Here is a 23,251-nt window from a genome sequence, read left to right on the forward strand (position 1 = left end):
CCGGCGATTGTCCCGAACGGCGGATCCGTCTGGGCAGGCTTCAGGGAATAACTAGTGGTTGCGCTCTCGATAATTGAGAACGCTTAACTTGGCAATGATTGCCGCCCTGTTTAGCTCTGCTGCTTGGTCAGATCGGCAATGACCTGCGCCCATAGCTCGGGCGGCTGTGCACCCGGCACCGCATGGGCATTCGCGATGATGAACGTCGGCACGGAGTTCACCCCCATCTTGCGGCTATGGGCATCGCGGTCGCGAATGTCCTGCGCGTCGACATCGGATTTCAGCAAGCGGGTAACCACGGCGGCGTCCATCTCAATGCTATCGGCGATATCGGCCAGCACTTCGGCATCGCCGATGTCGCGGGCCTCGACGAAATAGGCTTTGAAAAGCGCGGAGACGGCGGCGGTTTGGCGGCCTTCGATCCCGGCCCAATGGATCAGACGGTGCGCGTCCAGCGTGTTGGGCGTGCGCTGCATGGCCTCGAAGTTGATGTTCAGACCGGCCTTTTCGGCATGTTCCACGACCGGTGCATAGGCGCGTACGGCGCCCTCTTTGCCGCCGAACTTGCCTTCTAGATAGGCGCGACGGTCCATGCCCTCGCGCGGCATCTCGGGGTTCAGTTGGAAAGGGTGCCATTCGATGGCGAAGGGATGGTTGGGGTGATCCTGCAATGCGCGGTCCAGATGCGCCTTGCCGATATAGCACCATGGGCAGATCGGGTCTGACATGATATCGAGTTTGATCGCTTCGGCCATGGTAAACCCCATCTATTGCTGCGCAACGGGCATAGCGGGCCGGGGCGGGTATCGCAAGCGGGCAGCGTTGCAAGCGCCTTTGGGCGCGGCTATAGCAGGTCCATGACAGACACGCCGCCCCGTTCCATGATCCAGATCGCCCGCGAAAGCGGCGCGAGCGAGACCGCCCCGCCGGTCGACCTTGGTGCGCGGGTGCGCGAGCTGCGCAAGGCGCGCAACTGGACGTTGGAGCAGGCCGCGCGGCAGGCCGGGCTGGCGCGCTCCACCCTTAGCAAGATCGAAAACGGGCTGATGTCGCCCACCTATGACGCGCTGAAAAAGCTCGCCGTGGGGTTGGAGATCACGGTGCCGCAGTTGTTCACCCCGCCTGCGGGGGAAAAGATCACCGGCCGCATGGCCGTGACCCGCGCCGAAGAGGGCGCGGCCAAGGCCACCGGCACCTATGAGCATGTTCTGCTGGCCGACGCCCTGCGCAAGAAACAGATGCTGCCCTACCGTGCCCGCATCCGCGCGCGCCGGATGGAGGAGTTCGACGGCTGGGTGCGCCATGACGGCGAGGAATTCCTCTATGTGCTGACCGGCATGGTGCGGCTTTTTACCGAGTTCTACGAACCCGTCGACATGCGCCGGGGCGATAGCGCCTATTACGACGCCACCATGGGGCACAATGTCGTCTCGCTCAGCGATGAGGATGCGACGATCCTCTGGGTGACCTCACTGGTCTGAATTCTCTGCCGGTTTCCACCACCAGACTTCGGGCATGAAGTTCGGCCCGTCGCCATATAGCGGGATCGTGTCAGGGTAAGCCATGCGGGCGTCATGGGCGATCAGCCCCTCGTCGAACTGCCAGAACGGAATGACATAGCGCCCGGCGGTCAGGATACGGTCAAGCGCGCGGGTGGCGGCGACGAAATCCGCCGTTTCGCGGGCCTGCAGCATCTGGTTAATCATCGCGTCCACCGCCGGAGAGCGCACGCCCATCAGGTTGCGTGTGCCGGGCAGGTCGGCGGCCTCTGACCCCCAATAGAAACGCTGCTCTGTGCCGGGGCTGAGCGATAGGGCGCGGCGGAAGGTGGTCATGTCGAAGTCATATTCGTTCTGACGCGCCACGAATTGCGCGTCATCAACCGTTTCAATCTGCGCTGTGATCCCGAGCCGCTTTAGCGCCTGCGTGTAAAGCTCTGCAATCGCTAGGTTTTCACGGCTGCCCTTCGACAGAAGAATGGAGAATGTAAGCGGCGTGCCATCCGCCCGGCGCATGACGCCGCCTTCGGCCTGATAGCCTGCGGCATTAAGTTGCTGCATCGCGGCACGGATGCCCGCGCGGTTGCGGACAGAGCCATCGGCCACCGGCAGCCGATAGCCATCCACCGTGCCCGGCGGCAGCGTGTCGGCGTAATCGGCCAGCAGGTCAAAGACCCGGCCCGTCGCCGGGCCATCGCGCATGGCAAGGTCGGAGTTTGAGAAATAGGAGGTGATCCGGGGCAGGGCACCGCCAGTCAGCGTCTCGTTGATATACTCAAAGTTAAAGGCCGAGATCAGCGCGTCGCGCACCCGCCAATCGTCAAAGGGCGCGCGGCGGGAATTCATCACAAAGCCCGTCATGCCCGAGGGTTTGCTGTGCGGAAAGCTGGATTTCACCACCTCGCCCTGACTGATCGCCGGGAAGTCGTATTGCGTGGCCCAAGTCTCGGCGTTGAATTCGCGCACGGCCGAAATTTGGCCCGCCTTGAACGCCTCAAACAACACGCTGGCATCGCCGTAGAAGTCGATTTTCACTTCATCATAGTTATGCGTGCCTTGCCGAAAGGGGACATCGGCGCCCCAGTAGTCAGGGTTGCGCGTCAGCGTGACATGGCGCCCCGCCTGATAGTCGCTGATGACGTAAGGCCCCGTTCCTAGTGGTATTTCGGTCAAGGGGGCATTGGCAAAGTCCTGCCCCTCCCACTGCGCTTTGCTGAGGATGGGGCGCATCCCGGCGAGCAGGACAAGCTCACGGTTGTCGCTGTCAAAGGTCATCCGCAGGCTGCGCGGACCGGTCTGTTCGATGCTTTCAATCTGTTGGCGCAGTCCGTGGTAGCGGGGGTGGCCCTCAGTGCCCAGCAGATCGAAAGAAAAGATCACATCCTCGACCGTGACCGGGCTGCCATCGGAAAACCGCGCCTCTTCGCGCAGGGTGAACTCAACCCACGAACGGTCATCGGGCACTTCGATCGTCTCGGCCAGCAGCCCATAAAGCGCAAAGGGTTCGTCCCATGAACGCCCCATCAAAGTCTCATGGGTGAAATGCGGCAGCTGCCAAGGCGCGGTGCCTTTGCGCACGAAGGGGTTAAGGCTGTCGAATCCCCCGGTATTGCCCAAAACGATCTCGCCCCCCTTGGGGGCCTCGGGGTTTACATAAGGCAGGGCGGCAAAATCGGCGGGCAGGGCCGGGTCGCCGTACATGGCGATTCCATGCTGAGGGGCCGCCCCAGCCGCGCCAGAGAGCAGAATCAGTGAAGAAAGCGCCGCAACGCCCCGTGCTGTCGAGAAAAAATCCCAGCTCATTTTTGAAACAATCACGATCTGCCCTTATTTTGTTGGAGTTAATCCATACCCGCGGATTCCCGCCTTATCAAACTTTTAGCTTGGATTGTGGCCGTAGATTGCGTATACAGAGGTCACTGCTCGATAGGTTTCTTGCCTGTATGAAACCTGCCTCAATAACTTACGCCCGCCTCGTGCGGGCGTTTTTTTTGGCCTATTGCGTGCCGCCTCCCTTCCTTGGCGGTTTCGCGCGCAAACCCTTTCCCTTTGCCCTCTCCGCAGTACATGATGCAGTCGCAGCATGAACAAGGAGACGCGCCATGGCTTTCACCATCGACCTGTCCGGCAAAACAGCCGTCATCACCGGATCGAATTCTGGAATCGGACTGGGCATCGCCTGGGAATTGGCGCGGGCCGGGGCCGATATCGTGTTGAACTCTTTTACCGATGACGAAGCGGATCATGCTTTGGCGCAGCAGATGGCCGAGGAATGCAACGTAACGGCCCGGTACATCAAGGCGGATATGTCCAAGGGGGCGGAGTGTCGGCGTTTGATCGCCGAAGCCGGGACCTGTGACATCCTGGTGAACAATGCGGGCATCCAACACGTGGCTCCGATCCCTGAGTTTCCGGCCGAGAAATGGGATGCGATTATCGCGATTAACCTGTCGTCGGCCTTTCACACCACCGCCGAAGCACTGCCGATGATGCGCAAGGCGGGGTGGGGCCGGGTGATCAACATCGCCTCGGCGCATGGCTTGACGGCCTCGCCCTATAAATCGGCCTATATCGCCGCAAAACATGGGATTGTCGGCCTCAGCAAGACCACGGCGCTGGAGACGGCGAAAGAGCCGATCACCTGCAACGCGATTTGCCCGGGTTATGTGCTGACCCCGATCGTCGAGAAGCAGATCCCCGACACGATGAAGGAATACGACATGAGCCGCGAGGAGGTGATCGAGCAGGTCATGCTCACGCGCCAGCCTTCGCGTGAATTTGCCACTGTCGAGCAGATGGGCGGCACGGCGACGTTTCTCTGCTCTGACGCGGCGGCCCAGATCACCGGCACGACCATCAGCGTCGATGGCGGCTGGACAGCGTTGTAAGCGCCGTGGCGGTCAAAAAACGCATTAACCTCGCCCTCCAAGGGGGCGGCGCGCATGGCGCTTTCACTTGGGGGGTGTTGGATCGGCTGTTGCAACAGGACGATCTTGAGATCTGCGGCATCTCCGGCACGTCTGCCGGGGCGCTGAATGGCGCGGCGCTGAAATCGGGCATGATCTCGGGCGGGCGCGAGGGCGCGCGTGAGAACCTTGATTGGCTCTGGACGCAGGTGTCGGGCATTTCCGACCTGCGGCTGTCGCATTGGCTGGCGCCTTTTGGGCTGGATAAGCTCAGTCAGGCGATGGAATATTCCCTGCCTATGGCGATCTCAGACTCGCTGACGCGGGTTGTGTCGCCCTATGCCTACGGCCCGTTCTATCGCAATCCGCTCGAAGATGTCGTGGCGCGGTTCGACTATGGCAAGGTGGGCGCGCATAAGCCGCCGTTTTTCTTTGTCTGCGCCACACGGGTGCGCAACGGCAAGATCAGGGTGTTCGAGGGAGATGAGATCGGCCCTGCCGCGCTGCTGGCCTCGGCTTGTCTGCCGACGATCTTTAAGGCGGTTGAGATTGACGATGCCCAGACCGGCCAACGCGAAGCGTTTTGGGACGGTGGCTATACCGGCAATCCGGCGCTGTTTCCGCTGTTCCGCGATGACCTGCCCGAAGACATCGTGGTGGTGAACATCAACCCGCTAGAGCGTGAAGACCTGCCGACAACGCCCCAGCAAATCCAGAACCGTATCAATGAGATCAGCTTTAATTCCAGCCTCTTGCGAGAGATGCGGGCGATTGATTTCGTCCAGCGCCTGATCGCGGATGGCACCCTGCCAGAGGGGCGGATGAAGCGGGTCCACATGCATATGATCGCCGATGACGCGCTAATGGCGCAGCTTTCGGTGGCCACCAAGCTGATGCCGAACCCAGCCGTGATCAGGGCGCTGCATGAGGCGGGTGTGGCGGCGGCGGATCAGTTCTTGACGGACCACTTTGATGATCTGAACCAACGCAGCAGCGTCGATCTACCCGCGATGTTCGGCTGAGTTTTCGGGGTCTGACAGCGCCAGCGCCTCGGGCAGATCGGCACCGGGGCGCGGCGGGTAGACCAGCCCGGCAGAGATCACCAGCTTCGCCGCGTCTTCGACACTCATGTCGAGCTCGATCACATCTTCGCGCGGCAGGAAGAGCAGAAAGCCTGAGGTCGGGTTTGGTGTGGTCGGTAGAAAGACCGAGAGCATCTCGCCCCCTGCATTTGTGCGGGCCAAGACCTCTCCCTTGGCTTCGGTCGAGATAAAGCCAAGCGCCCAGATGCCGCGCCGGGGGTATTCGATCAGGCAGGCGGTCTCAAAGCTCCGCTCGGACTGGGCAAAGATCGTCTCGGAGATCTGTTTGATGCCGGAGTAGATCGTCCGCACCACGGGGGTGCGTTCCACCAGACTTTCGGCAAAACGGATCATCGAACGCCCGATCAGCCCTTTCGCAGCCCAGCCCACCATGACGGTGAAGATCAAAAAGATCACCACCCCAAGGCCGCGCACGTTGAATTGCATCGACGGGTCAAGGCCAAGGAAATCTTGGAGTAGGCGGTCAGGATGGTAGGCTTTGGGCACCAATGGCAGCACGAAACCGTCGATCCAGCCGACCACGCTCCAGATCAGCCAGATGGTCAGCCCAACGGGCGCAATCACAACCAACCCGGTCAGGAAAGACGCGCGCAGCCTTGCGACAAGGCTGCGCCGGACCTGTGTTGGGTCGGGATCAAAAGGTGTGTTCATCTGCGCCGTTTTCCGAAGAGTTAATCGCAACATAGCTAAGGCGTATGCCCCGGCCCGGCAATGGCTCGACGGTGTTTTTCGCCTTTAACGCGGCAGGTTGACGAGGTTTGCGGCGATCTTGGCCCCCAGCCGGGCATTGTTGCGCACCAATGCGATATTGGCGGTGAGCGAACGGCCTTCGGTCAGTTCGAAAATACGCTGCAGCAGGAAGGGGGTCACGCCCTTGCCGCTGACACCCTGCGCATCGGCCTCGGACTGGGCCTGCGCGATGATCGGGGCCAGTTCGGCGGCAGGAATCTCCTCATCCGCGGGGATCGGATTGGCCACAAGCTGCCCGCCGGGCAGCCCCATGGCGGCGCGGGTGCGGTGGGCTTTGGCAAGGGCTGCGGCATCGTCAAGGCGCAACGGCGATTGCAAATCGGAGCCTGCGCTCCAGAAGGCGGGGAAGCTGTCTTGCCCCACGGTGATGACCGGCACGCCTTGGGTCTCAAGTACTTCCAGCGTTTTCGGGACGTCCAGAATGGCTTTGGCACCCGCGGCGATCACGGTGACGGGGGTCTGCGCCAATTCCATCAGGTCGGCGGAGATGTCAAAGCTGTCTTCCGCGCCTTTGTGCACGCCGCCGATGCCGCCGGTGGCGAAGACTTCGATGCCCGCAAGATTGGCGGCGATCATGGTGGCGGCGACAGTGGTGGCGCCTGTGCCGCCCGACGCGATGCAGACGGCCATGTCAGCGCGCGAAAGTTTCGCCACGTCTTTGGCCTGCGCCAGATCGCTAAGCTGGTCGTCGTCCAAACCGATGTGCAACGCGCCACGGATCACGGCGATGGTTGCAGGCACGGCCTCGGCATCGCGGATGTCCTGCTCAACCTGCCGCGCCACTTCGAGGTTTTGCGGATAGGGCATGCCATGGGTGATGATGGTGCTTTCCAACGCCACGATCGGTGCGCCGCTTTCGCGGGCCTTGGCCACTTCGGCGCTGAAGGTCAGGGGCAGGGCGGAAGGGGCGGTGGTCATATCTTGGTCTCTCCGGAAACGTAAAGGGCAGCAGCGTCAAGTGCGGCCTTGAGGGCGGGTTGCGCGACGGCACCGCCAAGTTCGGCAGCCACATGGGCGGCCATGAATGTGTCGCCTGCGCCCGTCACGCGGGCCACATGGACCGAGGGCGGGGTGAGGGTGATGATATCATCGCCTTGACCCACGGTGGCGGGGTTGCCGCCGTCTGTCACCACGGCACGACGCGCGCCGCGGGCCAGCAGAGCGCGGGCGGCGGAGGGGGAATCGTCAAAGCTGGCCTGACACAGCAGCCCGGCTTCTTCGAGGTTTACATAAAGCGTGCCGCGCCCCGCTTTGAGGAAAGGCGTCAGCCGCAGTGCCTTGCCGGGAGAGGCGGGGGCCACGCGCAGATCGGCCTTTGCCAACAGCGGGCTCTGCGCCATCCGGGCGAGCAATTCGACGGTGAGGTTGCCATCCAGCGCCACGGCGCCTTCGTAAGGGGCGGGCAGGCTGCCATCCTCCAGCGGGCGCAGAATTTTATCCCCCGCAGCTTCCAGCGAATGGGCATCGGCAATCGCGGCAATCAACCCGTTGGACCCTTCGACGGCCATATAGCGGTCGGTCGGCAGGTCGTCTGAGCGGTAGACGTGATCGGTGATCAATCCGCGCAGGGCGCAGGCGGCGATCAGCTCATCCCCCTCCGCATCGCGGCCCACGGCGGACAGCAGCGCGGGCGTCAGCCCAAAGCGCGCAAGGGCCATGCCGATGTTCAGCGCCACGCCGCCCGGCAAACGGGTGATGCGCCCCGGCATGTCAGAGCCTTGGCGCATGGCGTTTTCAGAGCGGCCGATCACGTCCCAAAGGACGGAGCCAATGCACAGGATGTCAGCTGTCTTTGTCATGCGGCGCTTCTAGCCGCCAAATCTGCCCACGCGCAAGCGGCGTTATTGTGGCACCGCAAATGTCAGCGCCGCCCAGAGCGTTTCCCAGACCGGCTGATCTGGATCGTATCCGGCACCCGTTTGCGCCGCTGCTGCCGGGCGCAGCACCACGGCGTCAAAGAGGTATTCGTGGCCTGCGGTGACTGGAATAACCGCTTCGCCCGCCGCGTCGGTGCGGTGGAGCGAGATGGTCACGCTGTCATCCGGCGCGCGGTCGAATACCTCAATCTGGGCATCGGCGCGGGGTTCATCCTGATAGAAAAGCGCGACTTTCATCTGACCGTCAAAATCCGCGTCATAGGGATTCGTCAGGGCGACAAACTCGGTGGTCATGCCGGTGGGGGCGTCGTCTCCAACGCCCGTACCTGTGGCGATCAGGGTTTTGACGTGGCGTGTATAGCTCTCCACGACTTTTTCCTGCGACCAGCCGTTGGCGCTGTGATCGGCTTCGGCTTTTGGGAAATCTTTGTGTTCCGCAAATGAGAGGAACTTCTCCCATTCCTCATAGATCACCTTTGAGGGGGTGGTTTCGGCCAGTACAACGACCAGACCATCCCGGCCCGGTGCGGGGACCTGCAGTGCCGGGTTGTCGCCCGCACGGGGAGAGAGATTATAGGCCTGTCCCTCTACCACGATCTCAAAACGATTGAGCCGGTTGGGGAGATAGGGAAAGGTCGATCCGACAAACTCTTCGCCATTGCGAAAATGGGCTGCGATCTTTTCACCGCTTTCCACTTGATAGTTCAGCGGCGACAGCCAGTATTCATGGGCAACGGCAGGTAATGCCGGTAAGATACTGAAAATAATAGCGGACAACTGGGACAGTTTCATGAAGCGAACTTTCATTTTGTTAAGAACCAAGCTGGCATTGCTTGGGCTAATGTCAAGCGCGTTGGTATTTTCCATGGGTGCGGCGGTACAGGCGCATGAGGTCAAACCGACAATCGCGGACCTGACCGTCGCCGAAGGGCGCGCGGTGCTGGCGCTTGAGATTAACCTCGAAGCCCTGCTGGCGGGGATCGACCTCGACACTGTCGAAGACACCGACAATGCCGAGAATGCAGGCGATTACGATGCGCTGCGCAGCCTGCCCGCCGCGCGTATCGCGGCCCGTGCGCCCGAGCTTTTGCCGAACTGGAACAGCCTGCCATTGCTCAGCGTGAATGGCGCGGCCGTGCCTTTGGAAAGTGTGATGATCGAGGTGCCCGAGGGGATCGACGCCGAACTGCCGCGCGACAGTCTTTGGCGGCTGGAGGCGGCAGTGCCCGCAGGAGCCGAGCAGGTGCAGGTGACCTGGCCCGATGGCGCGGGCGCATTGGTCCTGCGCCAGCAGGGGGTGGAAGACCCCTATACCGGCTATCTGGCGGGCGGCGAGACGAGCCCCGAGATCGCGCTCTCGGGCGGCGATGCGCAAAGCGGTTGGCAAGCCTTCGTCAGCTATATCCCGGTCGGTTTCGACCACATCCTGCCCAAAGGGTTGGATCATATCCTTTTCGTTTTGGGCCTGTTCTTCCTGTCGACCCGTCTGCGCCCTTTGATCTGGCAGGTTACCGCCTTTACGCTGGCCCATACGGTCACGCTTGCGCTTGGTGCTCTGGGCTGGGTCAACGTGCCCGGTGCCATCGTCGAGCCGCTGATCGCCGCGTCGATCACCTATGTCGCGGTCGAAAATATCTTTCATTCCGCGCTGAACCGTTGGCGGCCCTTGGTGATCTTTGGCTTCGGCCTGCTGCACGGGCTCGGCTTTGCCTCGGTGCTGGGGGACTTTGGCCTGCCTGCGGGGCAATTCGTCCCGGCGCTTATTGGCTTTAATATTGGGGTGGAACTGGGCCAGCTTGCGGTGATCGCCATCGCCTTCGTGCTGGTCGGCTGGGCGATGAAGCGCAATTGGTATCGCCGGGCCATCGCGGTGCCCGCCTCCTGCGTCATCGCGGCGGTCGGGGCCTATTGGTTCATCGAACGGGTATTTCTGTAAGCACGCGGGCAGCCCTTAACCGGGCTGCCCCAAGGGCCGCTTAGCCCTGCATGGCGGCGATCAGGGTGGCGAGTTCGGCCACCGGATCGTCCTTGTCCCAAATCTCGGTCCCGATGCCGAAAAAGTCGGTCCGGGGGGCAAGGGCGCGGATCATGTTGATGTTCAGCGCGCCCTCGGCGACGACGGGCACTTCGATCACTTCGGACCACCATTGAAACAATTCGGCTTCGGCAAAGCTTCCGTCGCCAAGCGTGCTGGCTTGGGTGGGGCCAAAGCTGACGTAATCGGCCCCGGCTTCGCCAGCGGCCATCCCTTCGTGCCGCGATGTGCCGCAGAAAGAACCGACGATCGCATCTTCGCCCAGTTCTTTGCGGGCATGGCGCACGGTGCGCGCGGCATCGCTCAGGTGTACCCCGTCAAGGCCGAGCTTTTCGACCATCAGCAGGTGATCCGAGATCACCAAGGCCACATCGCGCGCATGGGTCACTTCGCGCAGCGCGTCACCTGCGCGCGACAGACGGTCTTCGTCGCGGGTTGATAGCGCCATCCGCACACAGGCGACCGGATGCGCGTCCAGCACGGCGGCCAGTTGCGCGGGGAATTGGCTCAGCTCAACTTCGGGTGGGGTGATAAGGTAAATCTGCGGCTGTTCTGGCGCGTCCATGGTCATTGTCCTTAATCGGGTCTGGGGCCCTGCTCGGGTCTGGAGGTCTGACTAGCGCAAGGCGCTGCAAATGAAAACGGATATGCGTCTGTGGCGCGGGCTTTCTTGCGGTGGTGCGGCGCAGGAGCTATGAGGCGCGCATGACCCAGACAACATCCTCCTCCGTCCAGCCTGCGCCGATCCCGGCCATCGTGCTTGTCCGCCCACAGATGGGCGAGAACATCGGCGCCGCGGCGCGCGCGATGTGGAATTTCGGCCTTGATCACATGCGCGTCGTGGCCCCGCGCGACGGCTGGCCTAGCCAATCTGCCGTGGCCATGGCCTCGGGCGCAGGGCGGCTGTTGGATGAGGCGCAGCATTGCGACGATCTGCCGGGCGCGCTCAGCGATTGCGATTTTACCTTTGCCACCACCGCGCGCGGCCGCGACCTGACCAAGCCGGTCTACAGCCCCGAAGCGGCGATGCGGCTGGCCGCGGAAAAGATCGCGGCGGGCCAACGGGTTGCGGTGCTTTTTGGGCCAGAGCGGGCCGGGCTTGAGAATGAGGATATCGCGCAGGCAAACGCCATCGTCTCGGTTCCGGTGAACCCGAAATTCGCCTCGCTCAACCTCGCGCAATGTGTGCTTTTGATGTCCTATGAATGGATGCGCGCACAGGGCGAAGTGACGCATGAGGTGACCGAGATGGCGGGCACCGACTGGGCCAAAGGGGCCGAGGTTGACCATCTGGCGCGGCATTACGAGGAACGGTTGGAAGAGGCAGGTTTCTTCTACCCCGAGCACAAAACGGCGTCGATGAAGCTGAACCTGCGCAACATGTGGTCGCGGATGCCGCTGACCCGAGCGGATGTGCAGATGTTGCATGGCATCCTGCGGCAAATGGTCCGGTGGAAAGAGAAGGGCTGAGCGAAGCCCCCGGCCCGGAATCAGGCCACAGGCGCCGGGCCATCGCCTGCCCGCCCCACGGGGAGGCGATTTTGCCAAAATGTGCCGCGCCTTAGATTAGATGCACCAAGCTTGAACCATAAAGCGGCATGACGGGACCCGTCGGTTCGCCACCCCTCGGGCAGGCGATGGCCCTCGGCACATGCGGCAACATAACTCACCCCGCTAGACCTTTCCCCGCCCATGGCATACCACTGCATCCAAACGGAAAATGAGGCGCGCCATGGCGGAAAAACGCAAACTTTTCGAAGAGGTCGGCACCGACCAACCCAGCCGTGCCCCGGTGCAAACCGGCGGCATCGACAAGGGCCGTGGCGGCGCACGCGGCCCGATCCGGATTTGGCTGATGATCCTCTTCGCGCTGGTCTTTGTCATGATCGCCGTGGGCGGGCTGACGCGGCTGACCGACTCTGGGCTCAGCATCACCGAATGGCGCCCCGTAACCGGTGCCCTGCCACCGATGACTGAGGCCGACTGGCAGTCTGAGTTCAATAAATACAAGCAGATCGACGAGTTTCAGGTCCAGAACTCTTGGATGGAACTCTCTGATTTCAAAAGCATCTATTGGTGGGAGTGGGGGCATCGGCAACTTGGCCGGGTGATTGGCCTCGTCTGGGTTTTGGGCTTTCTCTACTTCCTGCTTCGGCGCCAAATTCCTGTGGGCTGGAACAAGCGCCTGCTTTTCATCGGTGCATTGGGCGGCGCGCAGGGGGCGATTGGCTGGTGGATGGTCGCCTCAGGCGTGACCAGCGGGCAGGGGGTGACGGATGTGGCCTCTTACCGTTTGGCGACCCATCTCGGCCTCGCCTTTGTCATCCTTGGATTTATCACATGGTATGTGCTCTTGCTGGGCCGCAGCGAACGCGACCTGATTCAGGCCCGCCGCGCCAAGGAGGCCAAGCAGTTCGGCATGGCCACCGGCTTGTTGCATTTTGCAGCGCTGCAAATCCTGCTGGGCGCGCTGGTGGCTGGGATTGACGCAGGCCGCTACTTCGTCGATTGGCCGCTGATGCAGGGGCAGTTCTTCCCGCCAGAGGCTTTCGATATCACGCCCACATGGCGCAACTTCTTTGAAAATCCCGGGCTGGTGCAATTCATGCACCGGATGGCGGGCTATCTGCTCTTTGCATTCGGTGTGGTCGTCTGGCTGCGCGGTCGCCGTTCGGCCCATGCACGCACGCGCTTTGCGTTTAATGCGGTGATGGCGGCGCTGGCCTTGCAGGTGGTTCTGGGCATCACCACGGTGCTCTATGCCGCGCCGGTGCATCTGGCGCTAGCACATCAGGCGTTGGCCGTTCTGCTCTGGGTGTTGATCCTGCGGGCGCGTTTCCTTGCGGCCTATCCCGTCGCCACATCGCTGAGAGGCTGAGACATGACTGCATATGACGATTTGATGGCCTTTCAGCGCGAGACAGAAGCGCTGGCGCAGGTCGCGGGGCGGCTCGGCTGGGACCAAGAAACGGTCATGCCCCGCGGCGCCGCGCCCCAGCGGGGCGAGGAGATGGCGGCGATGGAAAGCGTGCTGCACGCCCGCCGGATCGACCCGCGTATCGCCGATTGGCTGGGCCGTATCGAAACGGCGGGTCTGGACGCGGTGGGTCAGGCCAATCTGCGCCACATCAAACGCGATTTTGACCGTGCGACCCGTGTCCCCGCCGATCTGGCGGCGCGGATCGCCCGCGTCACCTCCGCCGCCCAAGGCACATGGGCCGAGGCCCGTGCCGCCGACGATTTCGCGGCCTTCGCCCCGACCTTGAAAGAAGTGATCGCCCTCAAACGGGAAGAGGGGGCCGCGCTGGCCGAGGGGCGCGATATCGGTATCTACGACGCGATGCTAGAAGACTATGAGCCCGGCACCACGGCGGCGGACCTCGAAGCCATGTTCGGCGCGCTGCGCCCAAAGTTGTCCGAACTGCGCGCCGCCGTGCGGGAGGCCGAAGCGCCGCCGGTGCTTGAAGGGGTTTTCGACGAAGCGGCGCAGATGACCCTGACGGCCAAACTGGCGCGGCGCTTTGGCTATGATCTGGCCACCGGGCGGATCGACAAGGCGGTGCATCCTTTCTCATCGGGCTCGGGTTTGGACGTCCGGATCACCACAAGGACCAATGCGCTTGACCCGTTCAACTGCTTTTACTCCACCGTGCATGAGGTTGGCCACGCCGCCTACGAACAGGGAATCGACAGCGCCTACCTGCTGACCCCACTAGGGCGGGGCGTGTCGATGGGGGTGCATGAAAGCCAAAGCCGAATCTATGAGAATCAAATTGGCCGCAGCCGCGCCTTAACCGGATGGCTCTATGGCGAGATGACGGCTGTCTACGGCGACTTTGGCGTGCCGGATGCCGAGACATTTTACAGAATCGTCAACCGCGTGTCGGATGGCTTCATCCGGACCGAGGCTGACGAGCTGCAATATAACCTTCACGTCCTGCTGCGGTTCGACCTTGAACGGGCGCTGATGTCGGGCGATCTGCAGGTCGACGGGTTGGAGGCCGCATGGAACGATCGGTTCGAGGCCGATTTCGGCTACGCGGTTGACCGTCCCTCAAACGGGGTCTTGCAGGATGTCCATTGGTCCGTCGGACTATTGGGGTATTTCCCAACCTACAGCCTCGGCAATGTCTATGCGGGATGCCTTCATGAGGCGCTGCGGAAATCGGTACCTGACCTTGATGACGCCTTGGCAAGAGGAGATACAAGCGCGGCCACTGCATGGCTTCGCGAGAAGGTGCAGCAGCACGGCGGGCTCTACGGGCCGCGAGAGGTGATCGCGCGGGCTTGCGGAAAGTCGCCGACGGAGGCGCCTTTGCTGACTTATCTGGAGAATAAGTTCAAAGATTTGTACAATATTTAAGCATGCAAGACCGGGAACAATTGAGCGTTGACGGGGTTGCTTAAACAGCGGGCACTGCTTTGGTTCTTAACTATGCCTTAACATTTCGCCTTTGCGCTGCCCACGTTTATATGCGATGGTGCAGTGAGTTTAAAATTTGACGAGATACAGGAGTACCTAGACGTGAAAATTCTTGCAACGGTGGCGGCGACTATCGCTCTTTCGGGTGCTGCTTTCGCCCAGACGACAACACAGGCAGCTGTTCTTGGCGCATCGGACGATAGCGTCTATTCGCTTCAGGTTCAGGGCGCTAACGGCATCATCTACAACTGTAAGCCGAACCCAGTAACAGTTGACGGCAACACCGCGCGTGTTTGCGTTCGTGCTGATGGCGCTGGTCTCTTCGAAGCGGGCGCTGGCCTGGGTGGCGGCGCTGCTGCAGCTGGTGCGGCTCTGGTCCTGATTGCGATTGCGTCGGGCTCGTCCTCTTCGACTACAACAACGACTACCAACTAAGTCTTAACGAAAGCTTAAGATGGAAAAACCCCCGCGCTGATAGCGCGGGGGTTTTTTTATTGCTGGATAGTCTGTCGAAAAAAAACGCCCCCCACGTTTTGCGCAGGGGGCGGAGCGGCCGCCGATTATTCGGCGGCGCTGCTTCCTTCTTCGGCTTCGTCTTCTTCGTTGCCCTGATCGGCGATCCAAGCGACGCTGACGACTTCCTCGTTTTTGCCAGTGCTGAACACCTTCACGCCGCCTGCACTGCGCGAGCGGAAAGAAATCCCCTCAACCGGGACGCGGATCGACTGGCCTTTGGAGGTTGCAAGCATCACCTGATCGGACATTTCCACCGGGAAACAGGCGACGATAGGGCCATGGGCCATGGCCTTGGTCCAAGCAGTCACACCCATGCCGCCGCGGCCGCGGACCGGGTAATCATGAGCCGAGGAAACCTTGCCCGCGCCCTTTGCGGTGATCGTCAGGATCAGATCTTCGGCTGCCGACATTTCGGCATAGCGTTCGGTGCTGAGCTGCCCGGCTTGTACCTGCTCTTCCTCGTCGTCGCTGCTGTCGTCATCGGTCAGCCCGGCCATCAAGCGGCGCTGTTTAAGATAGGCGACACGTTCTTCCGAGCTAGCCTCGAAATGCCGGATCACGGACATGGAGACGAGGTTGTCATCTTCGCCCAAACGGATGCCGCGCACGCCGACGGAGTTGCGCGAATTGAAGACGCGCACGTCGGTCGCCGGGAAGCGGATTGCCCGGCCTGCGTCGGTGACCAGCATCACGTCATCGTCGTTCGAGGCGATGCGCGCGTTGATCAGCGTGGTGCCCTCGTGTTCGCCTTCGAACTTCATCGCGATCTTGCCGTTGGACTTCACATTGGTGAAATCCGACAGCTTGTTGCGCCGCACGGTCCCGGCGGAGGTGGCAAAGATCACCTGTAGGTCGTCCCAATCCTTCTCATCCCGGTCCACGGGCATAATCGCGGCGATGGAGACCCCGGTGGGGATGGGCAGAATGTTGACGATGGCCTTGCCCTTGGCGGTGCGGGCCCCCTGCGGCAGCCGCCATGTCTTTAGCTTGTAGACCATGCCATCGGTGGTGAAGAACAAAAGCTGCGTATGGGTATTGGCAACGAATAGGTTGGTGACAACATCCTCTTCCTTGGTCTGCATGCCCGAAACACCCTTGCCGCCCCGACGCTGCGCGCGGAAGTCGGCCAGCGGCGTGCGTTTGATGTAGCCGCCGGAAGTCACGGTCACGACCATATCCTCGCGCGCGATCAGGTCTTCGTCGTCCATGTCGCCCGACCAGTCGACGATCTCTGTCCGGCGCGGCACGGCGAATTGCTCGCGCACCTCGCGCAGCTCGTCCGAGATGATGCCGAGGATGCGCTCACGGGAGCCGAGAATTTCGAGGTATTCCTTGATCTTACCGGCCAACTCTTCCAGCTCGTCGGTGACTTCCTTGACGCCGATCTGGGTCAGGCGCTGCAGACGCAGTTCAAGAATTGCGCGGGCCTGCGCCTCGGAAAGGTTATAGGTGCCATCGTCATTCGCGGTATGGGTCGGATCGTCGATCAACGCGATATAGGGCAAGATGTCTTCGGCGGGCCAGCGACGGGTCATCAGCTTTTCGCGTGCCTCGGCCGCGTCGGCAGAGGCGCGGATGGTGGCGACAACCTCGTCGATGTTGGTGACGGCCACGGCCAAACCACAAAGGATGTGGCTGCGTTCACGTGCCTTGCGCAGCAGATAGGCGGTGCGGCGGGCGACAACTTCCTCGCGGAAGTCGATGAAGTAGCTGAGGAACTTGCGCAGCGTCAGCTGTTCGGGGCGGCCCCCGTTCAGGGCCAGCATGTTGCAGCCGAAATAGGTTTGCATCGGCGTGAATCGGTAAAGCTGGTTCATCACGACTTCGGCAGTCGCGTCGCGTTTCAGCTCGACCACCACGCGCACGCCGTTGCGGTCGCTTTCGTCTTGAACGTGGGCGATGCCGTCAATCTTCTTATCGCGGACCTGTTCGGCGATCTTTTCGATCATCGTGGCTTTGTTGACCTGATAGGGGATCTCGTCGATGACGATGGCCCAACGGTCTTTGCGGATTTCTTCGACCCGCGTCTTGGCGCGGATCACCACGCTGCCACGCCCCTCAAGGTAGGCTTTGCGTGCGCCGGAACGGCCCAGCATGATGCCGCCTGTCGGGAAATCGGGGCCGGGGACGTAGTCGATCAACTGTTCAGAGGTGAGGTCCGGATCGTCAATCAGCGCGAGGCAAGCGTCGATCACCTCACCAAGGTTGTGCGGCGGGATGTTGGTCGCCATACCGACGGCGATACCGCCCGCGCCATTGACCAGCATGTTGGGAAAACGCGCGGGCAGGACAGTCGGTTCCTGCTGCTTGCCGTCGTAGTTGTCTTGGAAATCAACGGTTTCCTTGTCTATGTCCGCCAAAAGATAGGCGGCAGGCTTGTCCATGCGCACCTCGGTGTAGCGCATTGCCGCCGGGTTATCCCCGTCCATCGAGCCGAAGTTGCCCTGACCGTCCAAGAGCGGCAGCGACATGGAGAAATCCTGCGCCATCCGCACCAGCGCATCATAAATCGCACTATCGCCATGCGGGTGGTACTGGCCCATGACATCGCCCACCGGGCGGGCAGATTTGCGGTAGGCTTTTTCATGCGTGTTGCCGGTCTCATGCATCGCATAAAGGATGCGGCGGTGCACCGGTTTCAGGCCATCGCGCAGATCGGGAATCGCGCGGCTGACGATCACGCTCATCGCGTAGTCCAGATAGGACGTGCGCATTTCGTGTTCGATGGTTACCGACGGCCCGTGAAAGATGGGCTTTTTGTCTGCGTTTTCAGGGGTATCCGGCGTATCGGTCACGTATCTTGCCCACCATTTTTATGGTTCTATATCTTGGGGTTTTCTATAGCAGACGGGGCATATCAGGTGCAATGGCTGTGGCCGAAACGCACTGGCAGCACTCTAGCTCAAGTGCCAACATGCTGTTTTCATTGAAAAGTAATTCTCACCGCGCAAACTTGTCATACAGAGGCAGCAAAGGAGGCGCAACATGCCCCGCAGTGAAACCGAAATGATGCTGAAAGGTTACGGGCTGACCACGGCAGAGTTCTTTTATCATATGCCCGACTATAGTCATGTGCTGAACAGCTATATCTGGCAGGATTACGACATCGCGCCAGACCATCCGCGTCTGTTCGAATTCGTCGAATTCTGGCGCGCGGAACTGGATGGGCCGCTGCATTCGGTCCGTTTCACCCATCGCAAGCTGATCGGTCCCGGTGAGTGGCAGAACCAAGTGGGCGAGTTCACGCTACATTAAGCCAAAAGGCAGCCATCCAAAGGGCAGGGGCGTCAGGCCGAACAGCTCGCCCCGCCCAAGACACAGAACTTTGCACAGTGCGGGTGGTTCAATGCCACATCACGCTCCGCCTCGGCCAAGGTCGTGCCAAGCTCGAACTCCGGGTCGTAGGGCAGCAGGGTGCAGGCCAGCACGGCAGGCTTCTCAGCGCCTTTGCGTTTGACCACCATACGAGAGGAAGAGCACATCACCGCATTTGGCGAAATATCCAAGATGCCCCAGCAGGCGGTGGTAATCTCTGGAACTTCAACGGTTTCGTCCATCTCTGGGAAAAGTACGGTCATGCCGGGGTCTTGGGCGTCGATGTCAAAGCCGTGCTCTGCGTAAAAGGCGGCATAGCCCGCGCGGCTATCGGCATCGCTATCGGCAAAGATCGAGCGCCCGGCCACGGCCATGCGGAACCCATTGTCGCGCAGCCATTCCATGCCCAGCAGCGTCTTGTCAAAAGCCCCTTCACCGCGCTCCGCGTCATGCAGATCGCGGCGGTAGTGATCGACGGAGATACGAAAGGTCATCTTGCCGGGATAGGCATCGCGCAGCCGCAACAGACCGTCTTGCACCGATTTGCGCATCATCGGGCGCATAGCGTTGGTGAGGATCAACACCTCATAGCCGCGCGCCAGTGAGGTTTCGGTGATCTCGATCATCTGCGGGTTCATGAAGGGCTCGCCCCCGGTAAAGGCGATTTCGCGCACCGGCCAGTCGCGCTCGACGATCTGGTCGAGGTAGTCGCGCACCTCTTCGGCGGTGATATAGACCAGCGCGTCATTCTTGGGGCTGGAGGCGATGTAGCAGTTCACACATTCGATATTGCACAGGGTGCCCGTGTTGAACCACAGCGTCTCCGCGCCGCGCAGAGCGACGGTGGCGCGTGGTTCCCCCTTGGCGGTCACCGCCGGGTTCTGGAACTTGCCCTCGTTTGCTTGCGCGATATCTTTCATGATTGGTCCTTGCGTGATCCCGTGTGTTCCTATCCAGTTGTGGTAAGCTATTGCGACCCTGCCTAAAAGTCCAAGCCGCGGGGCGCACAGTCTTGTGAACTGGGTAAAAATAAGTATGTTTGCGCTAACTCTGCTATCTCGCACAGACAAGGATTGATCAATGGTTTCGCGTGTTATCCCTGTCGACCCTTTCGATCTGGTCATCTTTGGCGGCACCGGAGATCTGGCCCGGCGCAAGATTTTGCCCGGTCTCTACCGCCGCTATTGCGCGGGCCAAATGCCCGAAGAGGCGCGGATCATCGGCGCCGCGCGCACCGAAATGGACGCCGAAGGCTACCGCGAGATGGTGTCAGAGGCGATCAGCGAATTTGGCGGCAAAGACGCCTGCGGTAACCTTGATGCCTTTCTGGCCAAGCTCGATTACGTCGCCATCGACGCACGGGGAGAGACCGGCTGGCGCGAGCTACAGGAGTTGATGTCCGGGAAGGACCGGATCGAGGTCTACTATTTCTCCGTCGCGCCCGGGCTCTTTGGCGATTTGGCTGAACGCTTGCAGCAATGGGGCATGGCGGGCGCGGAATGTCGGATTGTCGTCGAAAAACCCTTTGGCCGCGATCTGGAGAGTGCGCGCGCGCTCAACGCGACATTGGCCACCTATTTTAAAGAGCAGCAGATCTACCGCATCGATCACTATCTCGGCAAAGAGACGGTGCAAAACCTCATGGCCGTGCGTTTCGGCAATATGCTGTTCGAGCCTCTGTGGAACCGCCAATATGTCGATCACATCCAAATCACCGTGGCCGAGACTGTTGGCGTCGGCGGGCGTGGGGAATACTACGACAAATCCGGTGCCATGCGGGACATGGTGCAGAACCACCTGATGCAGCTTTTGTGCCTGATCGCGATGGAGCCGCCCGCGCGGTTTGATCCGGATGCGGTGCGCGACGAAAAGCTGAAAGTGATCCGCGCGATCGATCCGGTGTTGCCGCATCATCTGGTCCGCGGTCAGTATGAGGCCGAAGAGGGCAATGAAGAAGAGGCGCCAAGCTACCGCGACGCCGTCGACAACCCGCGCTCGCGGACCGAGAGTTTTGTGGCGCTCAAGGCCCATATCAGCAATTGGCGCTGGCATGGCACGCCGTTTTATCTGCGCACCGGCAAACGCATGGTGGCGCGATCCAGCGAAATCACTGTGGTTTTCAAGGACACGCCCCATTCGATCTTTGCCGAAGACGCAGGCCGCCACCGCAATGTGCTGTCGATCCGCCTGCAACCGAACGAAGGCATCACCCTTGGCGTGACGATCAAGGAACCGGGCCCGGGGGGCATGCGTCTGGTCGATGTGCCGCTCGACATGACCTTTGCCGAGGCGCTCGGCCCCGATGGGGGCGATCAGGTCGATGCCTATGAGCGGCTTATCATGGACGTGATCCGGGGCAACCAGACATTGTTCATGCGCGACGACGAGGTCGAGGCCGCCTGGGCCTGGACCGATCCGATCATCCAAGGCTGGGAGGCGCGTCACGACGTGCCCAAACCCTACGACAGCGGCTCTGCCGGGCCGACGGATGCGACAGAAATGATGCGGCGCGATGGCCGTGAATGGCGAAAGGTATCCCCATGAACATCATCGAATATGCGGACCGCGAAATGCTGGTGATGAATGTCGCCAACAAACTGGCGGGCAAGCTGAAATCGGCGCTTTCGGGCAATGACCGCGTGTCTTTCGCGGTGCCGGGCGGCTCTACCCCCGGGCCGATCTTTGAAATGCTCAGTGCCACCGATCTGGATTGGGACCGGGTGGATGTGATGCTGACCGATGAACGCTGGGTCGATGAACATGATCCGCTGTCGAACGCGCGTCTGGTCCGCGAGCATCTGTTGAACGACCGCGCCGCCGCGGCACGGTTCATCCCCTTTTTCCGTGCTGGTCTGTCGCCGGGCGAAGGGGCAGAGGCCGTGGCCCCCAGTCTGGCCAGCCATATGCCGATCTCTGTGCTGCTGCTTGGCATGGGCGATGACATGCATACTGCATCGCTTTTCCCCGGCGACCCCGGTCTGCCTGACGCCTTGGCCGCTGATGCGCCACTGCTGTGCCCGGTCTACCCCGAGGGGCAGCCCACCGCGCGGGTCACGCTTCCTGCGCATGTCTTGGATGGGGCGCTGAACAAACATCTCGTGATTTTCGGGGAAGAGAAACGCGCCGCCCTTGAGCGCGCGCAGGGGCTTTCCCCCGATGAGGCGCCGATCGCAGCGGTGCTGGATGAAACTGAAGTTTACTGGGCGGCATGATGAGCATTTGGCAAGACCTTCAAGAGCGGCAAAACGCCGTGGCGGACCGCAAGATAACCGCGCTGTTCGATGACCCGAACCGCGCCGAGGATTTCTCGCTCCGCACGCAGCACATGCTGTTTGACTACGCAAAGACCAATATTGACGCTGGTGCCCGCGCGGCGCTGTTGCAGCTGGTAGAAAACGCCAAGGTCACTGAGCGTCGCGATGCGATGTTCGCGGGCGCGCCGATCAATGAAACCGAAGGCCGCGCAGTATTGCACACGGCTCTGCGCAACCTTGATGGCGGGCCGGTCGAGGTGGCGGGCGAAGATGTCATGCCGCAGGTCCGCGACACGCTTGCGCGGATGCGCAGCTTTGCCGATCAGGTGCGCGGCGGCGACATCACGGATGTGGTCAATATCGGCATCGGCGGCTCGGACCTTGGCCCCGCCATGGCAACCCGCGCACTGACGCCCTATCACGATGGGCCGCGCTGCCATTTCGTCTCCAACGTCGATGGTGCGCATATCGCCGATACGCTGCGGGGGCTGGATGCCAAGACGACCTTGGTGATCGTCGCTTCCAAGACCTTTACCACCATTGAGACCATGACCAACGCGCGCACCGCGCAGGCGTGGATGCAGGACCATGGCGGTGACCCGGCGGCGCAATTCGCAGCCCTCAGCACCGCTGATGACAAGACCGCCGAGTTTGGGGTCGACCCCGCGCAGGTCTTCGGCTTTGAGGATTGGGTCGGCGGGCGCTATTCCGTCTGGGGGCCCATTGGCCTTTCGCTGATGATCGCCATTGGCCCCAAGGCCTTTGACAGCTTTCTGCGCGGCGCGCAGGAGATGGACCGCCATTTCTGCGGTGCCGAACCGGCTGAGAATATGCCGATCCTTCTGGCGCTGGTGGGCATCTGGCACAACCAAATCTGCGGCCATGCCACCCGTGCGGTGCTGCCCTATGACCAACGGCTTGAGATGCTGCCCGACTACCTGCAACAGCTTGAGATGGAATCGAACGGCAAGGGCGTGCAGATGGACGGCTCTGACAGCCCGCGCCACACCGGCCCGGTGGTCTGGGGGGCGGCAGGTACCAATGGGCAGCATGCTTTCTATCAGTTGATCCACCAAGGTACCCGTGTGATCCCGTGCGAGTTTCTGGTCGCGGCCAAAGGGCATGAGCCTGACTTGCAGCATCACCACGACCTGTTGATCGCCAATTGCCTCGCCCAATCCGAAGCGCTGATGCGCGGGCGGTCATTGGAAGAAGCGCGGGCGATCATGCGCGACGCGGGGCTTGCGGGCGATGAGCTTGAGCGGCAAGCGCGCCACCGTGTTTTCCCCGGCAATCGTCCTTCGACCACGCTGGCCTATGAAACGCTCGATCCGTTCACCCTGGGCCAGATCATCGCGCTTTATGAGCATCGCGTCTTTGTCGAAGGGGTGATCCTTGGCATCAACTCTTTCGACCAATGGGGCGTGGAACTGGGCAAGGAATTGGCCAAGTCGCTCCAGCCGCTGGTCGAAGGAGAGGTTTCTGCCGAGGGTAAGGATGGCTCTACCGCCGCGTTGATCGGCTATATCCACCAGCATCGCGACTAGGGGCTGCATCCAAAGTTGATTGAAAG

21 protein-coding genes are annotated in these 23,251 nt (G+C 61.4%); 12 read left to right on the forward strand and 9 right to left on the reverse strand.

The window, feature by feature from the left end; translation table 11 throughout:
• Window positions 1-110: 110 nt before the first annotated feature.
• Window positions 111-755 (reverse strand): DsbA family protein, encoded by a 645-nt coding sequence (locus R1T45_RS12855; RefSeq protein ID WP_067628143.1) that lies wholly within the window; start codon window positions 753-755, stop codon window positions 111-113.
• Between the two features lie 102 nt (window positions 756-857).
• Between R1T45_RS12855 and R1T45_RS12860 the strand changes: the two genes are divergently transcribed.
• On the forward strand, window positions 858-1,481 hold the full coding sequence (locus R1T45_RS12860; protein ID WP_007119543.1) for a helix-turn-helix domain-containing protein: 624 nt from the start codon (window positions 858-860) through the stop codon (window positions 1,479-1,481).
• Here R1T45_RS12860 and R1T45_RS12865 read toward each other — a convergent pair.
• Window positions 1,470-3,200, reverse strand: coding sequence for an extracellular solute-binding protein (locus tag R1T45_RS12865; RefSeq protein ID WP_317391088.1), 1,731 nt, complete (start codon window positions 3,198-3,200; stop codon window positions 1,470-1,472). The two genes, R1T45_RS12860 and R1T45_RS12865, sit on opposite strands and share 12 nt — an antisense overlap.
• A gap of 401 nt (window positions 3,201-3,601) precedes the next feature.
• Here R1T45_RS12865 and R1T45_RS12870 point away from each other — a divergent pair, with 401 nt between their 5' ends.
• Both R1T45_RS12870 and R1T45_RS12875 read left to right on the forward strand, forming a co-directional pair.
• Window positions 3,602-4,387, forward strand: a complete 786-nt coding sequence (locus R1T45_RS12870) for a 3-hydroxybutyrate dehydrogenase (RefSeq protein WP_120351163.1) — start codon at window positions 3,602-3,604, stop codon at window positions 4,385-4,387.
• Between the two features lie 5 nt (window positions 4,388-4,392).
• On the forward strand, window positions 4,393-5,427 hold the full coding sequence (locus tag R1T45_RS12875) for a patatin-like phospholipase family protein (RefSeq protein WP_317389247.1): 1,035 nt from the start codon (window positions 4,393-4,395) through the stop codon (window positions 5,425-5,427).
• Here R1T45_RS12875 and R1T45_RS12880 read toward each other — a convergent pair.
• From R1T45_RS12880 to R1T45_RS12895, 4 genes are all read right to left on the reverse strand, one after another.
• On the reverse strand, window positions 5,407-6,159 hold the full coding sequence (locus R1T45_RS12880; protein ID WP_067262054.1) for a DUF502 domain-containing protein: 753 nt from the start codon (window positions 6,157-6,159) through the stop codon (window positions 5,407-5,409). The two genes, R1T45_RS12875 and R1T45_RS12880, sit on opposite strands and share 21 nt — an antisense overlap.
• A gap of 84 nt (window positions 6,160-6,243) precedes the next feature.
• Complete coding sequence (locus tag R1T45_RS12885) at window positions 6,244-7,176, reverse strand: pseudouridine-5'-phosphate glycosidase (protein ID WP_317389248.1); 933 nt, start codon at window positions 7,174-7,176, stop codon at window positions 6,244-6,246.
• Window positions 7,173-8,057 carry a PfkB family carbohydrate kinase gene (locus R1T45_RS12890; RefSeq protein ID WP_067623801.1) on the reverse strand — a complete coding sequence of 295 codons (885 nt, stop codon included), beginning with the start codon at window positions 8,055-8,057 and terminating at the stop codon, window positions 7,173-7,175. The genes R1T45_RS12885 and R1T45_RS12890 overlap by 4 nt, the downstream gene beginning before the upstream one ends.
• A 42-nt stretch (window positions 8,058-8,099) precedes the next feature.
• The gene (locus R1T45_RS12895) at window positions 8,100-8,927 is read right to left on the reverse strand and encodes a DUF4198 domain-containing protein (RefSeq protein WP_260009429.1); all 828 of its coding nucleotides are present in this window, start codon (window positions 8,925-8,927) and stop codon (window positions 8,100-8,102) included.
• On the opposite strand from R1T45_RS12895, the gene R1T45_RS12900 reads away from it, so the two are divergent.
• A complete protein-coding gene (locus R1T45_RS12900) occupies window positions 8,926-10,071 on the forward strand; it encodes a HupE/UreJ family protein (protein ID WP_317389249.1) in 1,146 nt (381 codons plus the stop codon). The two genes, R1T45_RS12895 and R1T45_RS12900, sit on opposite strands and share 2 nt — an antisense overlap.
• 40 nt (window positions 10,072-10,111) lie before the next feature.
• On the opposite strand, the gene R1T45_RS12905 is transcribed toward R1T45_RS12900, so the two are convergent.
• The gene (locus tag R1T45_RS12905) at window positions 10,112-10,735 is read right to left on the reverse strand and encodes a thiamine phosphate synthase (protein WP_317389250.1); all 624 of its coding nucleotides are present in this window, start codon (window positions 10,733-10,735) and stop codon (window positions 10,112-10,114) included.
• 140 nt (window positions 10,736-10,875) lie between these two features.
• On the opposite strand from R1T45_RS12905, the gene R1T45_RS12910 reads away from it, so the two are divergent.
• The 4 genes from R1T45_RS12910 to R1T45_RS12925 all read left to right on the forward strand — a co-directional run bounded on the left by R1T45_RS12910 (window position 10,876) and on the right by R1T45_RS12925 (window position 15,028).
• Entirely contained in the window at window positions 10,876-11,640 is a 765-nt protein-coding gene (locus tag R1T45_RS12910) for an RNA methyltransferase (RefSeq protein ID WP_300053427.1), read from the forward strand.
• Between the two features lie 262 nt (window positions 11,641-11,902).
• Window positions 11,903-13,048, forward strand: a complete 1,146-nt coding sequence (gene ctaA, locus R1T45_RS12915) for a heme A synthase (protein ID WP_317389251.1) — start codon at window positions 11,903-11,905, stop codon at window positions 13,046-13,048.
• Window positions 13,049-13,051: 3 nt separating this feature from the next.
• Window positions 13,052-14,533, forward strand: coding sequence for a carboxypeptidase M32 (locus tag R1T45_RS12920; protein ID WP_317389252.1), 1,482 nt, complete (start codon window positions 13,052-13,054; stop codon window positions 14,531-14,533).
• 162 nt (window positions 14,534-14,695) lie between these two features.
• Window positions 14,696-15,028: a hypothetical protein gene (locus R1T45_RS12925; protein WP_132443330.1), complete on the forward strand. Its 333-nt coding sequence runs from the start codon at window positions 14,696-14,698 to the stop codon at window positions 15,026-15,028.
• A gap of 125 nt (window positions 15,029-15,153) precedes the next feature.
• On the opposite strand, the gene gyrA is transcribed toward R1T45_RS12925, so the two are convergent.
• Window positions 15,154-17,904: a DNA gyrase subunit A gene (gene gyrA / locus R1T45_RS12930; protein ID WP_317389253.1), complete on the reverse strand. Its 2,751-nt coding sequence runs from the start codon at window positions 17,902-17,904 to the stop codon at window positions 15,154-15,156.
• A gap of 190 nt (window positions 17,905-18,094) precedes the next feature.
• On the opposite strand from gyrA, the gene R1T45_RS12935 reads away from it, so the two are divergent.
• Window positions 18,095-18,364: an usg protein gene (locus tag R1T45_RS12935; RefSeq protein WP_067623819.1), complete on the forward strand. Its 270-nt coding sequence runs from the start codon at window positions 18,095-18,097 to the stop codon at window positions 18,362-18,364.
• Window positions 18,365-18,396: 32 nt separating this feature from the next.
• Here the strand turns inward: R1T45_RS12935 and R1T45_RS12940 are convergent, their stop codons facing one another.
• Window positions 18,397-19,344: a radical SAM protein gene (locus tag R1T45_RS12940; RefSeq protein WP_317389254.1), complete on the reverse strand. Its 948-nt coding sequence runs from the start codon at window positions 19,342-19,344 to the stop codon at window positions 18,397-18,399.
• 160 nt (window positions 19,345-19,504) lie between these two features.
• On the opposite strand from R1T45_RS12940, the gene zwf reads away from it, so the two are divergent.
• Genes zwf through pgi form a run of 3 tightly spaced genes read left to right on the forward strand, consistent with a single transcriptional unit; the run spans window position 19,505 to window position 23,225 of the window.
• A complete protein-coding gene (gene zwf / locus R1T45_RS12945) occupies window positions 19,505-20,968 on the forward strand; it encodes a glucose-6-phosphate dehydrogenase (RefSeq protein WP_317389255.1) in 1,464 nt (487 codons plus the stop codon).
• Window positions 20,965-21,636, forward strand: coding sequence for a 6-phosphogluconolactonase (pgl, locus tag R1T45_RS12950; protein WP_067623829.1), 672 nt, complete (start codon window positions 20,965-20,967; stop codon window positions 21,634-21,636). Before zwf ends, pgl begins: the two co-directional genes overlap by 4 nt.
• Window positions 21,633-23,225: a glucose-6-phosphate isomerase gene (pgi, locus tag R1T45_RS12955; RefSeq protein WP_317389256.1), complete on the forward strand. Its 1,593-nt coding sequence runs from the start codon at window positions 21,633-21,635 to the stop codon at window positions 23,223-23,225. Before pgl ends, pgi begins: the two co-directional genes overlap by 4 nt.
• Window positions 23,226-23,251 lie beyond the last annotated feature (26 nt).

It is taken from the genome of Sulfitobacter sp. LC.270.F.C4, assembly GCF_032922545.1.
Classification (GTDB): Bacteria; Pseudomonadota; Alphaproteobacteria; order Rhodobacterales; family Rhodobacteraceae; genus Sulfitobacter; species Sulfitobacter profundi.